A 14834-nucleotide genomic window follows, 5' to 3' on the forward strand; every position below is an offset into this window, starting at 1 on the left:
CCACCCCGACCATGGAGAGCATTGAAACGGTCCCGAGAGCAGGCGGCGTCCGAACTCTTCGCCGCCCTCTACCCGCGCCTCGCCGGCTGGTGCCGCCGACTGGTCGACGACGACGAGACGGCCCACGAGATCGCCTCGGAGGCCTTCACCCGGCTGTGGGCCCGCTGGACGTCCGTGGCCGAGCCCCGGGGCTTCCTCTACGTCACCGCGGCCAACCTCGTCCGGGACCACTGGCGCACACTCGAACGCGAGCGCAAGACCGTGCGCCGTGTGACCACCGAGACCGCCGTCCGCCCGCCCGCCGAACAGTCCGACCCGTCCGTCCGTCTGCTCGTGCAGTCGCTGCCGGAACGACTGCGCGTCCCGATCCTGCTGCACTACTACGCTGACATGCCGATCCGGGAGGTGTCCGCGGTGACCGGACGCAAGGAAGGAACCATCAAGGCAGACCTCCACGCGGCCCGCGAACTGCTCCGCGCCCACCTGAGGAGAAGCCTTGATCACACACGCTGACGAGGGTCCGGAGTTCGAACCCGACGACCCCCTCACCGCCGTCCTGCGGCCCGGCTCCGACTACCTCTGCCCGCCCCCCGGCCGGTTCGAGGAGATCCGCCGCGGCGCGGCGCGGCGCCGGCTGGTCCGTACCGCGGTCGGGGCCGGGGCCGGACTGGCGTGCGCCGTCGTCGCCCTCGTCGTGCTGCCCCCGCAGTCGTCGCCCTCCGGCGATCCGGTGTCCCCGACGGTCCCCCTCGCCCCGCCTCGGGTGAGCAGCCCTTCCGCCACGCCCACCCCGTCGGCGTCACCGGAGCCCGCCGAAGCCCACTCCACCCCGACGGAAGCGCGCCCCACCCCTCAGGCGCCGACCGACGGCTCCGAGAGCCCGGTGGACGGGGACGCCCCCGCTCCCGGCCCGCGATGAGCCCGGCGGCTCCCGGCGGCACGACGGGGTGCGCGCGCCGCTCGACCGGACCGTCGCGCTGCAGCGGGCGCAGGTTCCGGCGAGCCCTTGAGCCGCGTGGTGGCCGAGCGGCTGGGAGTCACCCCGGTCCCGCCGGCCACGCTTCCGGGTGTGGCGGCACTCGACCTCCCCGAGCATCTCGTCGGGACCGAGGCCACCGAGGTCCTCGACTGACGAGCCGCACGCGCCGCACCGGAATCAGGGACCCCCGGCGGGTCCTCCGCCGCACCGTGGGCCCGGTCGCCGCCCCGCGGTCCGCTCGCCTCCCGGCCCGGTGCTCCCATGGGATCCGGCCGGCCCGTCCCCCCCGTTCGGGGACCGCGGGCGGGACGGAGGCGGCCGCTCAGGCCGCCGTCCGGCCGTCCACCGGGATGCCCAGCCGGTCGGCCACGGCGGTGAGGGCTGTCCCCAGGGGGAGCGCGACCCGGGTGACGGCGTGCCGGTCGCCCCGGGTCGGGTCCCGGTTGACGATCAGTACCGGTGTGCCGGCCCGGGCCGCCTGGCGGACGAACCGCAGCCCGGACATCACCGTCAGCGACGACCCGAGGACGAGCAGCGAGGACGCCTCGCGGACCAGCGCGCGGCAGTGCTCGACCCGCGGCGGCGGCACGTTCTCGCCGAAGAACACCACGTCCGGTTTGAGGACGCCGCCGCAGAGCGCACAGGGCACCACCCGGAAGTCCCCGACCTGTTCGTCGGTGAGGTCGGCGTCGCCGTCGGGGTTGACGCCCGCGGCCACCGGCGCGAAGCCCGCGTTGGCCTCCTCCAGCCGTCGGGCGAGTTCGCGGCGCGGGCCGAGGGCGCCGCAGGAGAGGCAGACGACCCGGTCCAGGCCGCCGTGGAGCTCCACGACGCCCTCGCTGCCGGCGGCCTGGTGCAGGCCGTCGACGTTCTGCGTGATCACGCCCGAGAGCAGGCCGTGCCGCCCGAACGCGGCCACGGCCCGGTGCCCGGCGTTGGGCAGGGCACGGTGGAAGGTGCGCCAGCCGAGGTGACTGCGCGCCCAGTACCGGCGCCGGGCCCGGTCGCTGCCGGTGAAGTCCTGGTAGGTCATCGGTGTGTGACGGCTCAGGCTCCCGCCCTCCCCCCGGTAGTCGGGGATGCCCGACTCGGTGGAGATGCCGGCCCCGCTGAGCACCAGCACCCCGCCGGCGCCCAGCGCCTCGGCGACCGGCTCCGGGTCCGTGGAGCCCGGCGGCAGGTCCTCTTCGGGGGTCCAGCTCAGAGTGGGGCGCATGCGCATGCCGCCAGGGTACGGTGCCCGTTCTCCCGAACGGTCGGCGTCCGGTCGCCCCGTCGGTCAGTTCACGGAGGACGTCCGCGTGTCCGGCGTGGCGGCCGGTCTCCTCGATCATGTGGACGAGCGCCCAGCGGACGCCCGGGGCAGGGCCGTTCGACCGGGGGCGGGGACCGGCGCACCGAGGTCGGCGCACGCGTCGAGTACGTCGTTCACCCGGGCGACCGCCTGCCGGTAGCGGGTGACGACGTCGGCCACGCTGTCCGCGGGCGCGGCGTGGAAGGTGGCCCGCCAGTCGGTGACCCGCTCCCCGGGGAACGTGGCCCGTTCGACGAGGGCGAGGTGGTCGAGCAGCCCGAGCAGCCCGAGCAGGTTCGTGCCCGAGGGCACCGCGGCAGTCCGGACCTGCGGTTCGGGGGCGCCCTCGTCCTGCTCGGAGTCGCGACCCGAGGCGCGGCGTTCCTCAGCTCGGGAGCCATGGCCTTCGCCTACTCCACCGAGCACCAGGAGGACGGCCTGTCTCCTCTCCAGAACGGCGGCCTGGCACCGGCGTCGTTCTGCTGGGGTTCCTGCTCCTGGTCTTCTGCGGGCCGGGCGCCCCGTCCTGACGGGTCTGCTCCGCCCCGGTGCGCCCAGGGACACCGGGGCGACCCCCGCGTCGAAGTGGTGCGCGACCCGGCCGGATCCCGTGCGGGCGCGCCACCAGGTCCGCCGGCCTCCCGCCTGAAGAGGCGCGGGTCCCCGAAAGGGTCCGAGGGGCGGCGGGGCGGCGGGGCGGCGGGGCGGCGGGGCGGCGACGGACCGTGTTCCGGGCGTCACCCGGCCGGAGCGGCACCGCGAGACGGAGGACCGCGTACCCCGTCCGGGGCAAGGGGAGGACCGTCGGCGCGCCGTCACGCGGTGGCTCGGTGTAACAGTTCTCTATGACCTGTAGACGAGATACCTCCACGGCCGGCGTGCGGAACGCGCATGTGAGCCGGATCAGGACCGCCGTGATCGTCCTGATCGCCGCGACCGCCCTGGGCACGACCACCGAAGCGATGGCGTCCCGGTCGGCTCCCCGGGGGACCGACTGGGACGCCATCGCCGCGTGCGAGTCCGGCGGCGACTGGCAGGCGAACACCGGCAACGGCCACTACGGCGGCCTGCAGTTCACGCAGTCGAGCTGGGTCGCGGCCGGCGGACTCGAGTACGCCCCGCGCGCGGACCTGGCGACCCGCGAGGAACAGATCGCCGTGGCCAGACGACTGGCCCGTATCCAGGGAATGTCGGCCTGGTCCTGCGCCTGACCCTCCGCCCCGCGGCGGCGAGCGACGACCCGGCCGGGGCGCCCCCCGGGCGAGGCGGGTCGAGTGACGTCCACCCCCCATGGAAGACCCGGCTCCTTCACCGTCCGCGCCGGGCACCCGGCGCCGGGCCCGTGGCCTCGGCATCGCCCTCGGACGCGCCGCCACCGGGCCCTTCGACGCGATCACCGATGTGCCGAGCACGTCCGGGCCGCCCTCGACGCGGCGTCCGACGAACCGGTCGCCGAGGGCTGCGTCGGCGCGGGAACCGGCACGGTCGCCCTGGGTTCCAAGGCCGGCATCGGGACCGCCTCACGCACGGTGGACCTGGAAGGACGACGTTTCACAGCGGGCGGCCTGGTGCAGGCGAACTTCGGCGGCACGCCGCGCGTCCTGGGCCGCACCGTCACACCCGGGTCCATGGGCCTCGAAGCCTGCGGCCGTCTCCTCGCCGCGTCAGCCACAGGGACTGATGAGGAGCAGGGCGATGTCGTCGCCGGGGGTGGGGGAGTGGCGGATGAGGGTGTCGGCCATGGCGTCGAGGTCGGCCGGGTCCGTGTGTTCGAGGAGCCCGGCGAGGGCCGCGGTGGCGTCGTCGAAGTCCACTCCGGGAGCCTCGACGAGCCCGTCGGTGTAGAGGGCGAGCACGCATCCGGGCGGCAGGGAGACCTCCATGGCCGGGTAGCGGGAGTCCGGCTCGATGCCGAGGAGGAGACCGGGGGGGACCGGGACGGCCTCGGTGCGTCCGTCGGCGTGACGGAGCAGGGGCGGCGGATGGCCGGCGGTGGCCACGCACGCGCGACGGGTGGCGAGGTTGAGGTGGACGTAGACGCAGCTGGTGAACAGGCCCGGCTCGAGGTCGGTGAGCAGACGGTTGGTGGCGGCCAGGACCTGATCGGGGGCCGAGCCCACGGTGGCGTGGGCGTGGACGGCGGTGCGGACCTGCCCCATGAGCGCCGCGGCGTCCACGTTGTGACCCTGCACGTCGCCGATGGTGGCGCCGACGACGTGCTCGTCCAGGCGGATGAGGTCGTAGAAGTCGCCGCCGATGCCCAGGCCCCGGGCCGCCGGAAGGTAGCGTGCGGCGACCTTCAGACCGGGGACGTGGGGAAGCGTGTGCGGCAGCAGGGCGGACTGCAGGCGGTGGGCGAGATCGTGTTTGGTGTCGTAGAGGCGGGCGCGGTCCAGGGCCTGCCCCACCAGACCCGCCATCGAGGTGAGGACGGCGCGTTCGCCGGGCGGGAAGGCGCGGGGCCGGCGGTAGGAGAGGAGGAGGGAACCCTTGGGGCGGCCGGAGGCGATCAGCGGCAGGATGGCCCAGGCGGCCATCCCGTCGTCGTGCGTCATCGCCGGGTAGTCGTGCTGGAGCTCGGCGAAGCTCGTGAAGAAGTGCGGGACGCCGGTGGTCAGGACCCTGGCGGCGGGGATGTCCTCGCCCAGGGGGAGGTTGTCGAAGCGGGCGATGATTTCGGCGCTGTAGCCGCGGTGGCCGAGGATCCTCAGCCTGCCGTCCTCGGGGGCCATCAGCACCATGCCCTGGGCGCCGAGGGCGGGCAGCAGCTGGTCGGCGGTCTGGTCGGCCACGTCCTGTACGCCGATGGCCTCGGTCAGGGTGGCGGCCAGCTGCATCAGCTGGTACAGCAGGATGGCGCGGCTGGGACCGGTGGCCGGCGCGGACGGCGAGACGGGAGCGCCCTTCGACGGATCGGCGCCGGTGATGCGGACACTGATGCCGGAGGGGTCCGGGTACAGCTCGAACGTCAGCCACGTGTCCGGGGGGCGCAGGACGGTGAACGCCTGCGGCTGGTTGCTGACCAGCGCGGCCCGGTAGCGGTCCTCGACCTGGGGGACGTCCATCCACGGCAGCGCTTCCCACGGCAGGGCGCCCACCAGCTCGTCCGGACCGGCCCCGAAGAGATCGGCGGCGGCGGGGGTGACGAAGGTGATGCGGCCGTTCATGTCCAGTGCGCAGGACCCGCCGGGCAGGCGGTCGACGAAGGCCGTGATCGTGTCCGCCTCGCCGGGTGGAACCGTGCGTCCCTTCGGCAGGGGCAGGGTCCGCGGCCGGCCGGCGGGCAGCACCGGATCACCGCGGTCCGCGGACTCCTGGAGGAGGCCGCCCAGACGGCGGCAGCCCGACTCGATGGCGTCGCGCTCGCCGGGGCTGAGCTGCGGGGCACGGGTTCCGGGCCACAGCAGCACCAGTCCGCCCCGGACCGCGGTGCCCGACATGACCGGGGCGGCCGAGAGAGCGAAGTCGTACGGCAGCACCAGGGCCGGCCGCGGATAGCGACGTGCCAGCTCCTCCTGCCCGCCGATCCACACCAGGCGCCGCTCGCGCACGGCGTCCGCCACCGGCATCGGATCGGTCAGCGCGATCCGCCGCCACGGAGTGGCGAGCTCGTGCGGGGCCCCCGCCACCAGGACCAGCCACAGGGCGTCGTCGCCCGGCGGCAGCACGTACAGCAGCCCGCCGTACGCGCCGCTCTCCCGCACCACGGCGGCCATCGTGGTTTCCATCAGCCGCCCACCTGAACCTCACCGACTTCCCGGCCGGCCGCCGACGTGTCGGACACGCGGTAACGGCTGCCCCGCACCACCGACCCCGACGAGGGAGCACCACACCAGCCCTATGGAACAACGTACATATACGGACATTGTGACCAATGTACCGCGAGGGCGGTCAGGTGCCGGAGCGGAGCCGGGATCAGTCCTTGCCCATGGCCTTTCGGACCGCGTCCTTGGTGCGGTCCATGAGGGCGGCGACCGGGCCGAGGGCCATGTTCTCGGCCCCGGACTCGACGCCCGGATGGGGCCGGGTGGGTGCCATGGCCTCGGCGGCCTTGACGGCCTTGGCCATGGCGGCGAGGCCGGCCGCGTCGGCGTTGCGGTAGATGTGGGTGAACTCGTAGCGCTCCTCGGCCCGCGCGTGCTCCTGGACGTCCTTGCGCAGCTTCAGCAGCTGGGGCATGAACTCCGGGTCGTCGGTGTCCATCCCGTCCAGGACGGCGAGGGTCTCCTTGGCGGCCCGCTCCTCGGCCAGGCGGTCCTCGACGACCTGCTCGCCGCCCGGCAGCGCGCGCCGGGCGAAGGGGTGGACGACCTCCTCCTCGGCGGTCTCGTGCACGGCCAGCAGCCGCACCAGGCGGCGGAAGGCGCCGCGGCGCTCCTCGCCGGTGGTGGCCTCGACCTCGTCGAAGAGGTTGCGGATGTCGCCGTGCTGGCGCTTGAGCAGGGCGATGACGTCGTCGTCCCTGGCGTGGTCGTCGCCGGCGTGCGGAGTGTGCAGCTCGGACATGTGCGGCCCCCTCACTTCTCGCGCTGCGCGGGATCGGGGTGCTCGCCCTCGGTCTGCACGCGGTACTCGCGGCCGAACACGGCGTCGTGCTCGGTCATGACGCGGTCGCTGGGCGGCGCCTCGCCGCCGTGGATGGCCTCCTGCATCTGCTCGAACCGCTCGTGCGCCTCGCGCACATAGCCCGCCCCGAGCGTGGTCAGGTCCATCTGGGTGTCCAGCAGCTCGCGCACGTACTGCTTGTTCGGCTCGAAGGTCAGGACATTGGGCAGCTCGGGCGCCAGGATCTCCTGCGGCTCACGGCCGTCGTGCCGGCGCATCAGGTCGCAGGCGGCGTGCAGGTGCTCCAGCTCCATGTTCAGGTGCAGCTCCCAGACGGCCTTCACCTTCGGGTCGCTCTCCTGCTCCATGAAGGAGTGGTACAGGTAGCACTCGTTGTACTCGTGGTTGACCAGCTGCTCCCACCACGTCTCACCGGGGTCCACCAGGGACTCGTAGTGGGTGACGTGCTCCTCCTCGATCAGCCCGATCTCCTGGTACAGCTGGCGGGCGATCGGCTCCATGTAGGTGGGGCCGGTGTTCATGTAGAAGTTCATCGTCTGCTGCTCCGTCGACATGATCGTCAGCGCGTGCAGCTTCGACAGCGGGTTCGTCTCGTCCCTGGCGTAGGGGTCGCGGACGTTGTCGACCGGATCGCGATGGTGGAACCTGGTGGGCCGGCCCGGCATGACCTCCGTCAGGTCGTCGACGATCGACTCGGCCTTGCGGTGCTCGATCATCTCGTACAGGTTCGCGTACCGGTACAGATGGTCGAAGTCCTCCAGCACCCCGAACTGGTACGCCTGCTTCAGATACGGGTCCGGCTCCATCCGCGCCACCCACGCCGTCAGGTCCACCGCCACCTGCTCGTAGGCGATCGTCGTCTCCAGCACCGAGGAGACACCCGGAAGCAGCCAGTTCACGACCTTCTGCTGCTGCGCCTCGATGTAGCGGGTCCGGGCCAGCTGCCGCTTGATCTCCGGGTCCACGGTATGCCGGGCGAGCTGGTGGCTGAAGAGGATCGCCTCCACCTCGATCCCGTTCATCGTGATGATCCGGCACCGGGTGTACGGGTCGCAGTGGTCGGGGTCGATCGGATCCACGTTCAGCTCACGCCAGCTGCGCAGCTGACGGTCGAGCGGGATGCCCCGCTGCTCGAGCGGATTGAACGTCATGGGGCGGCCTCCTGGGGGCGGGGACTTGCGTGCCGACGGGATGCCCGCCGCGTTCGGCGGGTGCCTGTCCGCTACCGCAGTTTGTCCGCCATGGGCTGGTTTCGGCCACCGCTCACCGCCGGGGGACGCGTTGTTCCTTCCGATGGGTCAGCCGATATGACAACCGCGCCGGTGTGTGGCAGAGCGGCCGGCCGGCGCCGGGGGCAGCCCGTGGTCGGCGAGCGGACCGACGGACAGGCCCGCCTCCCGGCAGCCGTCCACGATGTCGGGCAGGGCGTCCAGCGTGGCCCGCCAGCAGCCCGGCGCCGACATCCTGTCCGTGTCGTGCAGGAGGACGGTGCCGCCCCCGCGCAGCCCGGCCGCGACGGCCGACCGCACCGACGCCGGGGTGGCCCCGGCCGTCCAGTCCCTGCCCCAGGCGGTCCACAGCACCGGCCGCAGGCCCGCCGTGCGGGCGGCGGCCCAGCGCCCGGAGGTGAGGATGCCGTAGGGCGGCCGGTACCAGCGAGGGCACGGGCCCGTCAGCTCCCGCACCGCGCCGGCCGCCCGCAGCAGGGCGCGCGCCTCGTCCGCCGGGGCGGGCCGCCAGGGACGGTCGTGGCTCCAGCCGTGCACGGCCAGTTCGTGCCCGCGGCGGACGGTCTCGCGCACCACGGAGGGGTGCCGTACGACGCCGTCGCCCAGGACGAAGAAGGTCGCCCGGACCCCGAGTTCCTCCAGCGCGTCGAGGAAGCGCGGAGTGGACTCGGGGTCGGGCCCGTCGTCGAAGGTCAGGGCGACATGGGCGGGGTGTCCGACACCGGCGAGACGCGGGAAACGGCGGCGCACCACGGGCAGCCAGGTCGCGGCGGGGGCGATGTGCGCCGCGGCGACGGCGGCGACCGGAGCCAGCACGGCCGCCGCGCACCGGGCGGGGGAACGAGCGGGAGACGTGGGCATCGGTTTCCGACTCCTTTCCGCGTGAGGTGGCCGCCCCGGCCGCAGACGTTTACGACGCCGGCCGGGGCGAGTCGCCGTCCGCGCTCCGCGACGCCGCGTCCCAGCTCCCGGAGACCGACGGGGCACGGGCCAGCCCCGCCGTCCCCGCCCCGATGAGCGCCACACCGACCACCGCGGGCACCACCCGCACGCCGAGCGTGACCTGTTCCCCGAACAGCGCCCATCCCAGCGCCACGCTCGTCAGCGCGTCACCGAGGGTCAGGGCGGGCTGGGACGCCGCCAGCGTCCCGGCCCGGAACGCGCTCTGGAGCAGCAGGAAGGCGAGGGCTCCGGCGACGGCGGTGGCGTACAGGGGCCACGTCCCCAGCACGGCGCCCGCCCCGTCCGGAATCCTGCCGGTCACTTCCTTGAGCAGCGCCGCCGTCAGGGAGAACGACACGGCGGACGCCAGCCCCAGCAACCCCGCGCGCGGTGCGCCCCGCACCGCGCGGGCCGTCGACACCAGCACCGCCACGGCGCCCAGCACCGCTCCCGCGGCCACGATCCACCGCTCCGCGGAGGCCGTGGACCGGCCGGCGGCCGGAGCGACCGAGGTCAGGAACGCCGCCAGCCCGGCGGCCAGGGCGCCGAACGCCAGCCAGGTCCTGCGGTCCGGACGGCGGTGGAAGACCACGCTGCCGACGACGAGGGTGAACAGCAGCTCGGCGGCCATCAGCGGCTGGACCAGCGCGAGACTTCCCACCCCCAGAGCCGCCGCCTGCAGAACGGTCGACAGCGCCAGCATCCCGGCACCCGCGAGCCAGTAGGGCCGCCGCAGCACACGTCCGAGCCAGCGAACGGCCTGACGCACGCCCGCGCCGCCCTCCGGTTCGTCCGCCGCGGCCCGCCGCTGCAGTACCGAGGCCGCGGCGTTGGACAGCGCCGCCAGCAGGGCCAGGACGACGACCAGCACGCCGTGACGCCGTTCAGCCGGCCACGACGGCGAGCCGCCGGTACGGGCCGGGCACCGCGTCGGCCTGGCCGGCGGGGGAAGCGTGGGACATGGGCGGCACCTCGGTGGCGAGGGCGAACGCCCGGGAGACCGCCGTCCGCGACGGCTCCCGGCGTTCGGCGGGGAGAGGCATCCCGGAGTATCCCCGGTGCGGCCGCCGAAACGCGGGAAAGCGGGTTTCACCGGTGCGGCGGATGGAGACACACCACCCCGTGCACTCACCGCCTTCGGGACCCCGCCGGAACGCGCCGGCGGACGGCAGGCCGCGACTGCTGATCGTCAGCGCGAGCATGGGGGCCGGACACGACACGGTGGCCCGCGAACTCGCCCGCCGAGCCCGGGAACGGGGCCACGACACACAGGTCGTGGACCTCCTGCGGCTGCTTCCGTACGGTCTGGGAACCGGGCTGCGCCTCTTCTACCGGTCCTCGGTCCGGCACTTCCCCTGGGCGTACGCGGGCCTGTACCGCGCGCTGCTGCGCCCCGGCCCGCGGTACCGCCCCAGCGGTGTCCCCCTCGCCCGGCTGGCGGGCCGCCGTCTGACGGACCTCGCGGAGCGCACGGGCGCCGACGTGGTGGTCCCCGTCTTCCACCTGGCCGCCCAGCTGACCGGTGACCTGCGGTCCCGCGGACGGCTGCGGCCCCCGAGCGCCGTCTTCATGACCGACTTCGCCGTCCACCGGCAGTGGCTCCACCCCGGCAACGACCTGTACCTGTGCCTCACCGACGACGCCGCGCGGGACGTGGCCCGGCGCATCGCGGCGCCCGTCGAGACGACCGGACCGGTCGTGGCGCCCGGCTTCTTCGCGCCGGCCGCCGGAGCGGCGGAGTGGCGGCAGCGCTTCGAGCGGTACGCCTTTGGACGCCCGCCCGTCGTGCTGTCCGCCGGAGCCTGGGGTGTGGCTTCGGAGCTGGACGGCACCGCCCGACTGCTCGCCGCCGCCGGTTTCCTCCCGATCGTGCTGTGCGGCCGGAACGAACGGCTGCGCGCCCGCCTGGCCGGGCTGCCGGGCGCTCTCGTGCCGGACTGGGTCACCGACATGCCCGGTCTGCTGCGCGCGGCCCGCGTCCTGGTCGACAACGCCGCCGGCCAGACCGCCGTGCAGGCACTGGCCTCCGGGCTGCCCGTGGTGGGCTACCGTCCGCTGCCCGGCCACGGCGCGGAGGGCGTGCGCCGGATGGCGGCGCTCGGCGTCTCGGAGACCGCCGCGGACGCCGCCGCCCTGCTGCGCGCCCTGCGGCGGCTGTCGGCGGACGGCGCCTACCGGGAGCACAGGATCGCCCGCGGGCGGGAGCTCTTCCGGGGGGACGCCCTGGCCCGGGTGGCCGCACTCGCCGGCGTGTCGCCCGTGTGACCCGCCGGAAGGAGACGGTGCCGCGGTCCGCCGCGCCTCCCCCCGGCCGGATCACGGCGGGCGGTGGGCCCCGCCCCCCCACAGGGCCGTGGCCATGGGCGGGGGAGCGGGCGCCGTCAGTCGTCGTCGGCCGGTTCCGTCCGCAGCGGTGGGGGCAGGGCCGGGGTGAACCGGTGCCCGTGGTGGTGGAGGAGCCAGCGGCCGAAGAGGGCGCCGCCGAAGATGACGAACCCCACGCCGATGAGCCAGGACTCGACGATGAGGACGACACCGACGGTGCCGTAACTGATCGCGTTGTCGATGATCAGCGGGGTGAAGACGAAGTAGGAGAAGGCCCGCAGGCCGATCAGGCCCGCCATGGTGGCGATCGCGCCCGGCAACAGATGCCACCAGCCGACCTGGCTGCCGAGCAGGAAGCGTTGCCCCCACCAGAAGAACAGGACGCCGGTCACCAGCGAGAGGGTGATCCGCTCCGGCCCGTGCATGGCGTCGCGGGTCAGCACCTCCTGGTAGAGGTATACGGTCAGGACGCACAGCCAGGTCGCCTGGCGCCAGATCCGGTGCCACGGCCCCGGCGGCAGGTTCCACATCCGTTCGTACCCGTTCTGGACGCTCCCGCCGAACGGGATGCCGAACACGGCGAGTGCCAGCACGCCCCACAGGCTGGTGGTGCCGATCACCTCGCGCGGCGGACTGATGATCTCCGTGAGGACGCGCGCGGACCGGCCGGACAGTCCCATACCGTCCGCCAGCCAGGCGGCGAAGCCGCCCCGCCCGAGCGGATCGGCGGCGGCGATCACGATGAGCAGGGGCGCCAGCGTGACCAGCGCCAGCGTGGCGAATCCCATGGCCCTGTGCATCAGTTCGATGTCACGGCCGCGCCGCATCAGGGTGTGGGCGCCCAGCCACTCCCATCCGTGCCGGAGCGTGCGCAGGCCACGCCTCACGGTGCGCTCCTTCGTCGGCTTGCGTACACGGACCTGTGTCACCCGTCGGCGGACGGGGCAAACCCGGGCGGGGGAGGTGCCTCGCCCTCGTGCGCGCGGCGGGCGGGAGGGGACCGCGCGGCCCGGCGTCGCTCACGACGCCGCGGGGACCACCGACGAGAGCCCCGAGCGCGTCGCCGCGCTTGGACGCCTCACTTCCGCCTGCCCGCGCGCCCGGTTCGGGGCGGTGCCCATGACCGGCGCGAGGAGGACGAGGGGCTGACGACCGGCCCCGACGCCACAACACGCCTGACCCCCTCTTCAGTGGGTAGACTGATCTACCTAATGAAGAGGGGGTCGGCAGTCCCGCAGCACTGCCGGACGTGCCCCCGTGCCGTCAGCACCGCCATGGAGCCGCCGTGACCTTCCTGACCGACCACCTCATCGTCGACGGAGTGCGCCTCGCCTGCCGGGACCACGGCCGGGGCACGCCCGTGGTCTTCATCCACGGCACGCCCTCGCACTCGTACGAATGGCGTGACGTCGTCCCGCGCATCGAGGCGGACGGCTTCCGGACCATCACCTACGACCTGCTGGGATACGGCCGCTCCGAGCGGCCGGTCGACCGCGACACATCGGTCGCCGCCCAGACCGGCCTCCTGGAACACCTTCTCGACACGCTGGCCGTCGACCGGGCCGACATCGTCGCGCACGACATCGGCGGGGCCATCGGCCTGCGCTTCGCCGTCGCCCATCCCGAGCGCGTGCGACGGCTGCTGATCATCGACTCGGTCAGCTACGACTCGTGGCCGTCCCCGACCTGGCGGAAGATCATCGACGAGAACCGGGACGACTTCACGAGCATGTCGCAGGACGCGTTCGACGCCCTGCTGACCCGCCAGCTCGAAATGACCGTCGCGGACGAGTCGCTCATGACCGGAGACGTTCTCCAGGCGTACCTGGCGCCCCACCGGTCGGCCCTGGGCCGCGTCTCGTTCTTCGAGCACCAAGTGCGCCACTACGACTCGAAGTACACCGAGGAGATCAGCGACGAGCTCGGACGCCTGACCATGCCCGTGCGCATCCTGTGGGGCGAGCAGGACCAGTGGCAGCCCCTCCACTACGCGAAGCGGCTCAGCGCCGCCATCCCGGACGCCGAACTCGTCACCGTCCCCGAAGCCGGCCACTTCCTCATGGAGGACGCCCCCGGACGTGTCGTCGAGGAGATCAGGGACTTCCTCACCGCCCCTGACCACGGCCGCCGCCCCTGACCGCAGCCGCCCCGGACGCCGTACCGCGGCGTGTCGCGGGAGTCCGTCACGTCCCGCCGTGGGGAACCGGGACGTTCCCCGCCGGTGTCCTCCCCGGCGGACGGCGAGGACGACCGCCCGCGCCCCGACCCCGTCGCGGCGACGGCCGAACTCATGTCCGGCGGAAGGGCGCTCCTGACGGTGGTCCACGGGAACGCCGGACCGGCGCGGGCTTCGGCCCCCTCCGGCGGCTGTTCCCCGGTCCCCAGGACGCCTCGAAGGCCTTTCTCGGCCACGTGCACCGGAAACACGACTCACGCGGCCTCCGGTCCCGTTCGACGGGACCGGAGGCCGCGTGACGGGGCGATGCGCCACGGTCTCACGGAGGACGGCGGGCGGCCCGCCGGTGCGGGGTCCCGGCGGATCAGTCCCCGACGATCCGGCGCACGTTGTCCACGGAACCGCACCCGGCCTTCAGCAGGCGCTCACGCTCCTCCCGGAACGCCGCGCCGAGCTCCTCCCGCCGCCCCATCGCCACGTTCTCCCGCGCCTGGTTCAGGATGGTCCGCTCCTCCTCGTCGGCGTGGTGGGTGATGGCCTCCACGAGTGCCTCCAGCTTCGAGTCCCACTCCTCGGAGCCGACGTCCTGGACCTCGAGGAGCTCCAGGAGGGCCTGGTTGCCCTCGTCGTGCTCGTGCTCGCCGTGCTCGACCTCTTCGTCGTCGATGTTCTTGTACCGCTTGAGGGCGGGGTAGACCTTGCTCTCCTCGGCCAGCGCGTGTGCGATCAGCAGGTCGGCGAACTCCTGCAGTGCGGCCGCCCGGTCGGCCTCGACGCTGCGCATCTCACGAAAGAGGTCCTCCATGCGCCGGTGGTCCTGGAGGATGAGCTCGACGACGTCCTGTGTCTCGGCCATGGGGGCGCGTACTCCTTCATGTGTGGGAAGTGGTGCCACTACCGCTTGCCCGCTCCCGCCGACTTGAGTGCCTCCGACTTCGTGCCGGTCACCGACGGCATCCGGCCCGTCCCCGCCGTCAGGACGCCGTGTCCGGGCTGCTCCCACGACGCAGCACCCGGACGCACCAGCCGATGATCATGGCGTTGACCAGTGCTCCGAGAACGATGGAGAGCAGGAACGTCATGCCGCCCTCGGGCAGGACCAGCAGCAGCACCAGACTGGCCGGGAGGGTGGCGAACAACGGGACGACAGCCGCCATGGACCCGTCGGAGGAGACCACCAGCGCCCAACCGAGCAGCAGCACGCAGACCGTCAGGTAGACGCGGGCGGCGGCGGTGCCGAGGGCGCGGCGCACACCGCGCAGCACGCAGAGACCTGGACCGGTCATGGTGGTGGACTCCTGGATCGTGGTGGCCGGTGGCCGA

At 73.6% G+C, this 14834-nt stretch carries 15 protein-coding genes and 3 pseudogenes; 7 read left to right on the forward strand and 11 right to left on the reverse strand.

Annotated elements, in window-relative coordinates:
• Nucleotides 1-21: 21 nt before the first annotated feature.
• The 3 genes and pseudogenes from ACZ8ZB_RS32660 to ACZ8ZB_RS32670 form a co-directional block, all read left to right on the forward strand.
• Nucleotides 22-513 (forward strand): RNA polymerase sigma factor, encoded by a 492-nt coding sequence (locus tag ACZ8ZB_RS32660; RefSeq protein WP_470741173.1) that lies wholly within the window; start codon nucleotides 22-24, stop codon nucleotides 511-513.
• The gene (locus tag ACZ8ZB_RS32665) at nucleotides 497-919 is read left to right on the forward strand and encodes a hypothetical protein (protein ID WP_470741174.1); all 423 of its coding nucleotides are present in this window, start codon (nucleotides 497-499) and stop codon (nucleotides 917-919) included. The genes ACZ8ZB_RS32660 and ACZ8ZB_RS32665 overlap by 17 nt, the downstream gene beginning before the upstream one ends.
• Before the next feature lie 102 nt (nucleotides 920-1021).
• A pseudogene (locus ACZ8ZB_RS32670) lies at nucleotides 1022-1132 on the forward strand (RidA family protein); the annotation flags it as partial.
• 169 nt (nucleotides 1133-1301) lie between these two features.
• Here ACZ8ZB_RS32670 and ACZ8ZB_RS32675 read toward each other — a convergent pair.
• Complete coding sequence (locus tag ACZ8ZB_RS32675) at nucleotides 1302-2201, reverse strand: NAD-dependent protein deacetylase (protein ID WP_470741175.1); 900 nt, start codon at nucleotides 2199-2201, stop codon at nucleotides 1302-1304.
• A 109-nt stretch (nucleotides 2202-2310) separates the two neighbouring features.
• A pseudogene (locus tag ACZ8ZB_RS32680) lies at nucleotides 2311-3092 on the reverse strand (mycothiol transferase); the annotation flags it as partial.
• Nucleotides 3093-3118: 26 nt separating this feature from the next.
• Between ACZ8ZB_RS32680 and ACZ8ZB_RS32685 the strand changes: the two are divergent.
• Complete coding sequence (locus ACZ8ZB_RS32685; RefSeq protein ID WP_470741176.1) at nucleotides 3119-3484, forward strand: transglycosylase family protein; 366 nt, start codon at nucleotides 3119-3121, stop codon at nucleotides 3482-3484.
• Nucleotides 3485-3547: 63 nt separating this feature from the next.
• Nucleotides 3548-3877 (forward strand): annotated as a pseudogene (locus ACZ8ZB_RS32690) (P1 family peptidase); the annotation flags it as partial.
• Between the two features lie 60 nt (nucleotides 3878-3937).
• Here the strand turns inward: ACZ8ZB_RS32690 and ACZ8ZB_RS32695 are convergent.
• The 6 genes from ACZ8ZB_RS32695 to ACZ8ZB_RS32720 form a co-directional block, all read right to left on the reverse strand.
• The gene (locus tag ACZ8ZB_RS32695) at nucleotides 3938-6001 is read right to left on the reverse strand and encodes a SpoIIE family protein phosphatase (RefSeq protein WP_470741177.1); all 2064 of its coding nucleotides are present in this window, start codon (nucleotides 5999-6001) and stop codon (nucleotides 3938-3940) included.
• A 187-nt stretch (nucleotides 6002-6188) separates the two neighbouring features.
• Nucleotides 6189-6779 (reverse strand): hemerythrin domain-containing protein, encoded by a 591-nt coding sequence (locus ACZ8ZB_RS32700; RefSeq protein WP_470741178.1) that lies wholly within the window; start codon nucleotides 6777-6779, stop codon nucleotides 6189-6191.
• An 11-nt stretch (nucleotides 6780-6790) separates the two neighbouring features.
• Nucleotides 6791-7990 (reverse strand): hypothetical protein, encoded by a 1200-nt coding sequence (locus ACZ8ZB_RS32705; protein WP_470741179.1) that lies wholly within the window; start codon nucleotides 7988-7990, stop codon nucleotides 6791-6793.
• Between the two features lie 147 nt (nucleotides 7991-8137).
• Nucleotides 8138-8929, reverse strand: a complete 792-nt coding sequence (locus tag ACZ8ZB_RS32710) for a polysaccharide deacetylase family protein (RefSeq protein ID WP_470741180.1) — start codon at nucleotides 8927-8929, stop codon at nucleotides 8138-8140.
• 49 nt (nucleotides 8930-8978) lie between these two features.
• Nucleotides 8979-9881 carry a DMT family transporter gene (locus ACZ8ZB_RS32715; protein ID WP_470741181.1) on the reverse strand — a complete coding sequence of 301 codons (903 nt, stop codon included), beginning with the start codon at nucleotides 9879-9881 and terminating at the stop codon, nucleotides 8979-8981.
• A gap of 13 nt (nucleotides 9882-9894) precedes the next feature.
• Complete coding sequence (locus ACZ8ZB_RS32720; RefSeq protein ID WP_470741182.1) at nucleotides 9895-10053, reverse strand: hypothetical protein; 159 nt, start codon at nucleotides 10051-10053, stop codon at nucleotides 9895-9897.
• Nucleotides 10054-10210: 157 nt separating this feature from the next.
• On the opposite strand from ACZ8ZB_RS32720, the gene ACZ8ZB_RS32725 reads away from it, so the two are divergent.
• Nucleotides 10211-11275 carry an MGDG synthase family glycosyltransferase gene (locus ACZ8ZB_RS32725; RefSeq protein WP_470741183.1) on the forward strand — a complete coding sequence of 355 codons (1065 nt, stop codon included), beginning with the start codon at nucleotides 10211-10213 and terminating at the stop codon, nucleotides 11273-11275.
• A 116-nt stretch (nucleotides 11276-11391) separates the two neighbouring features.
• Here ACZ8ZB_RS32725 and ACZ8ZB_RS32730 read toward each other — a convergent pair whose 3' ends face one another.
• The gene (locus tag ACZ8ZB_RS32730) at nucleotides 11392-12162 is read right to left on the reverse strand and encodes a ribonuclease BN (protein WP_470741640.1); all 771 of its coding nucleotides are present in this window, start codon (nucleotides 12160-12162) and stop codon (nucleotides 11392-11394) included.
• Between the two features lie 458 nt (nucleotides 12163-12620).
• Between ACZ8ZB_RS32730 and ACZ8ZB_RS32735 the strand changes: the two genes are divergently transcribed.
• Entirely contained in the window at nucleotides 12621-13472 is an 852-nt protein-coding gene (locus ACZ8ZB_RS32735) for an alpha/beta fold hydrolase (RefSeq protein ID WP_470741184.1), read from the forward strand.
• Nucleotides 13473-13875: 403 nt separating this feature from the next.
• Here the strand turns inward: ACZ8ZB_RS32735 and ACZ8ZB_RS32740 are convergent, their stop codons facing one another.
• Nucleotides 13876-14367, reverse strand: a complete 492-nt coding sequence (locus ACZ8ZB_RS32740) for a hemerythrin domain-containing protein (RefSeq protein WP_470741185.1) — start codon at nucleotides 14365-14367, stop codon at nucleotides 13876-13878.
• A gap of 118 nt (nucleotides 14368-14485) precedes the next feature.
• Nucleotides 14486-14797 carry an SCO4225 family membrane protein gene (locus tag ACZ8ZB_RS32745; protein ID WP_470741186.1) on the reverse strand — a complete coding sequence of 104 codons (312 nt, stop codon included), beginning with the start codon at nucleotides 14795-14797 and terminating at the stop codon, nucleotides 14486-14488.
• Between the last annotated feature and the right edge of the window lie 37 nt (nucleotides 14798-14834).

Source organism: Streptomyces sp. 12E (genome assembly GCF_055633275.1).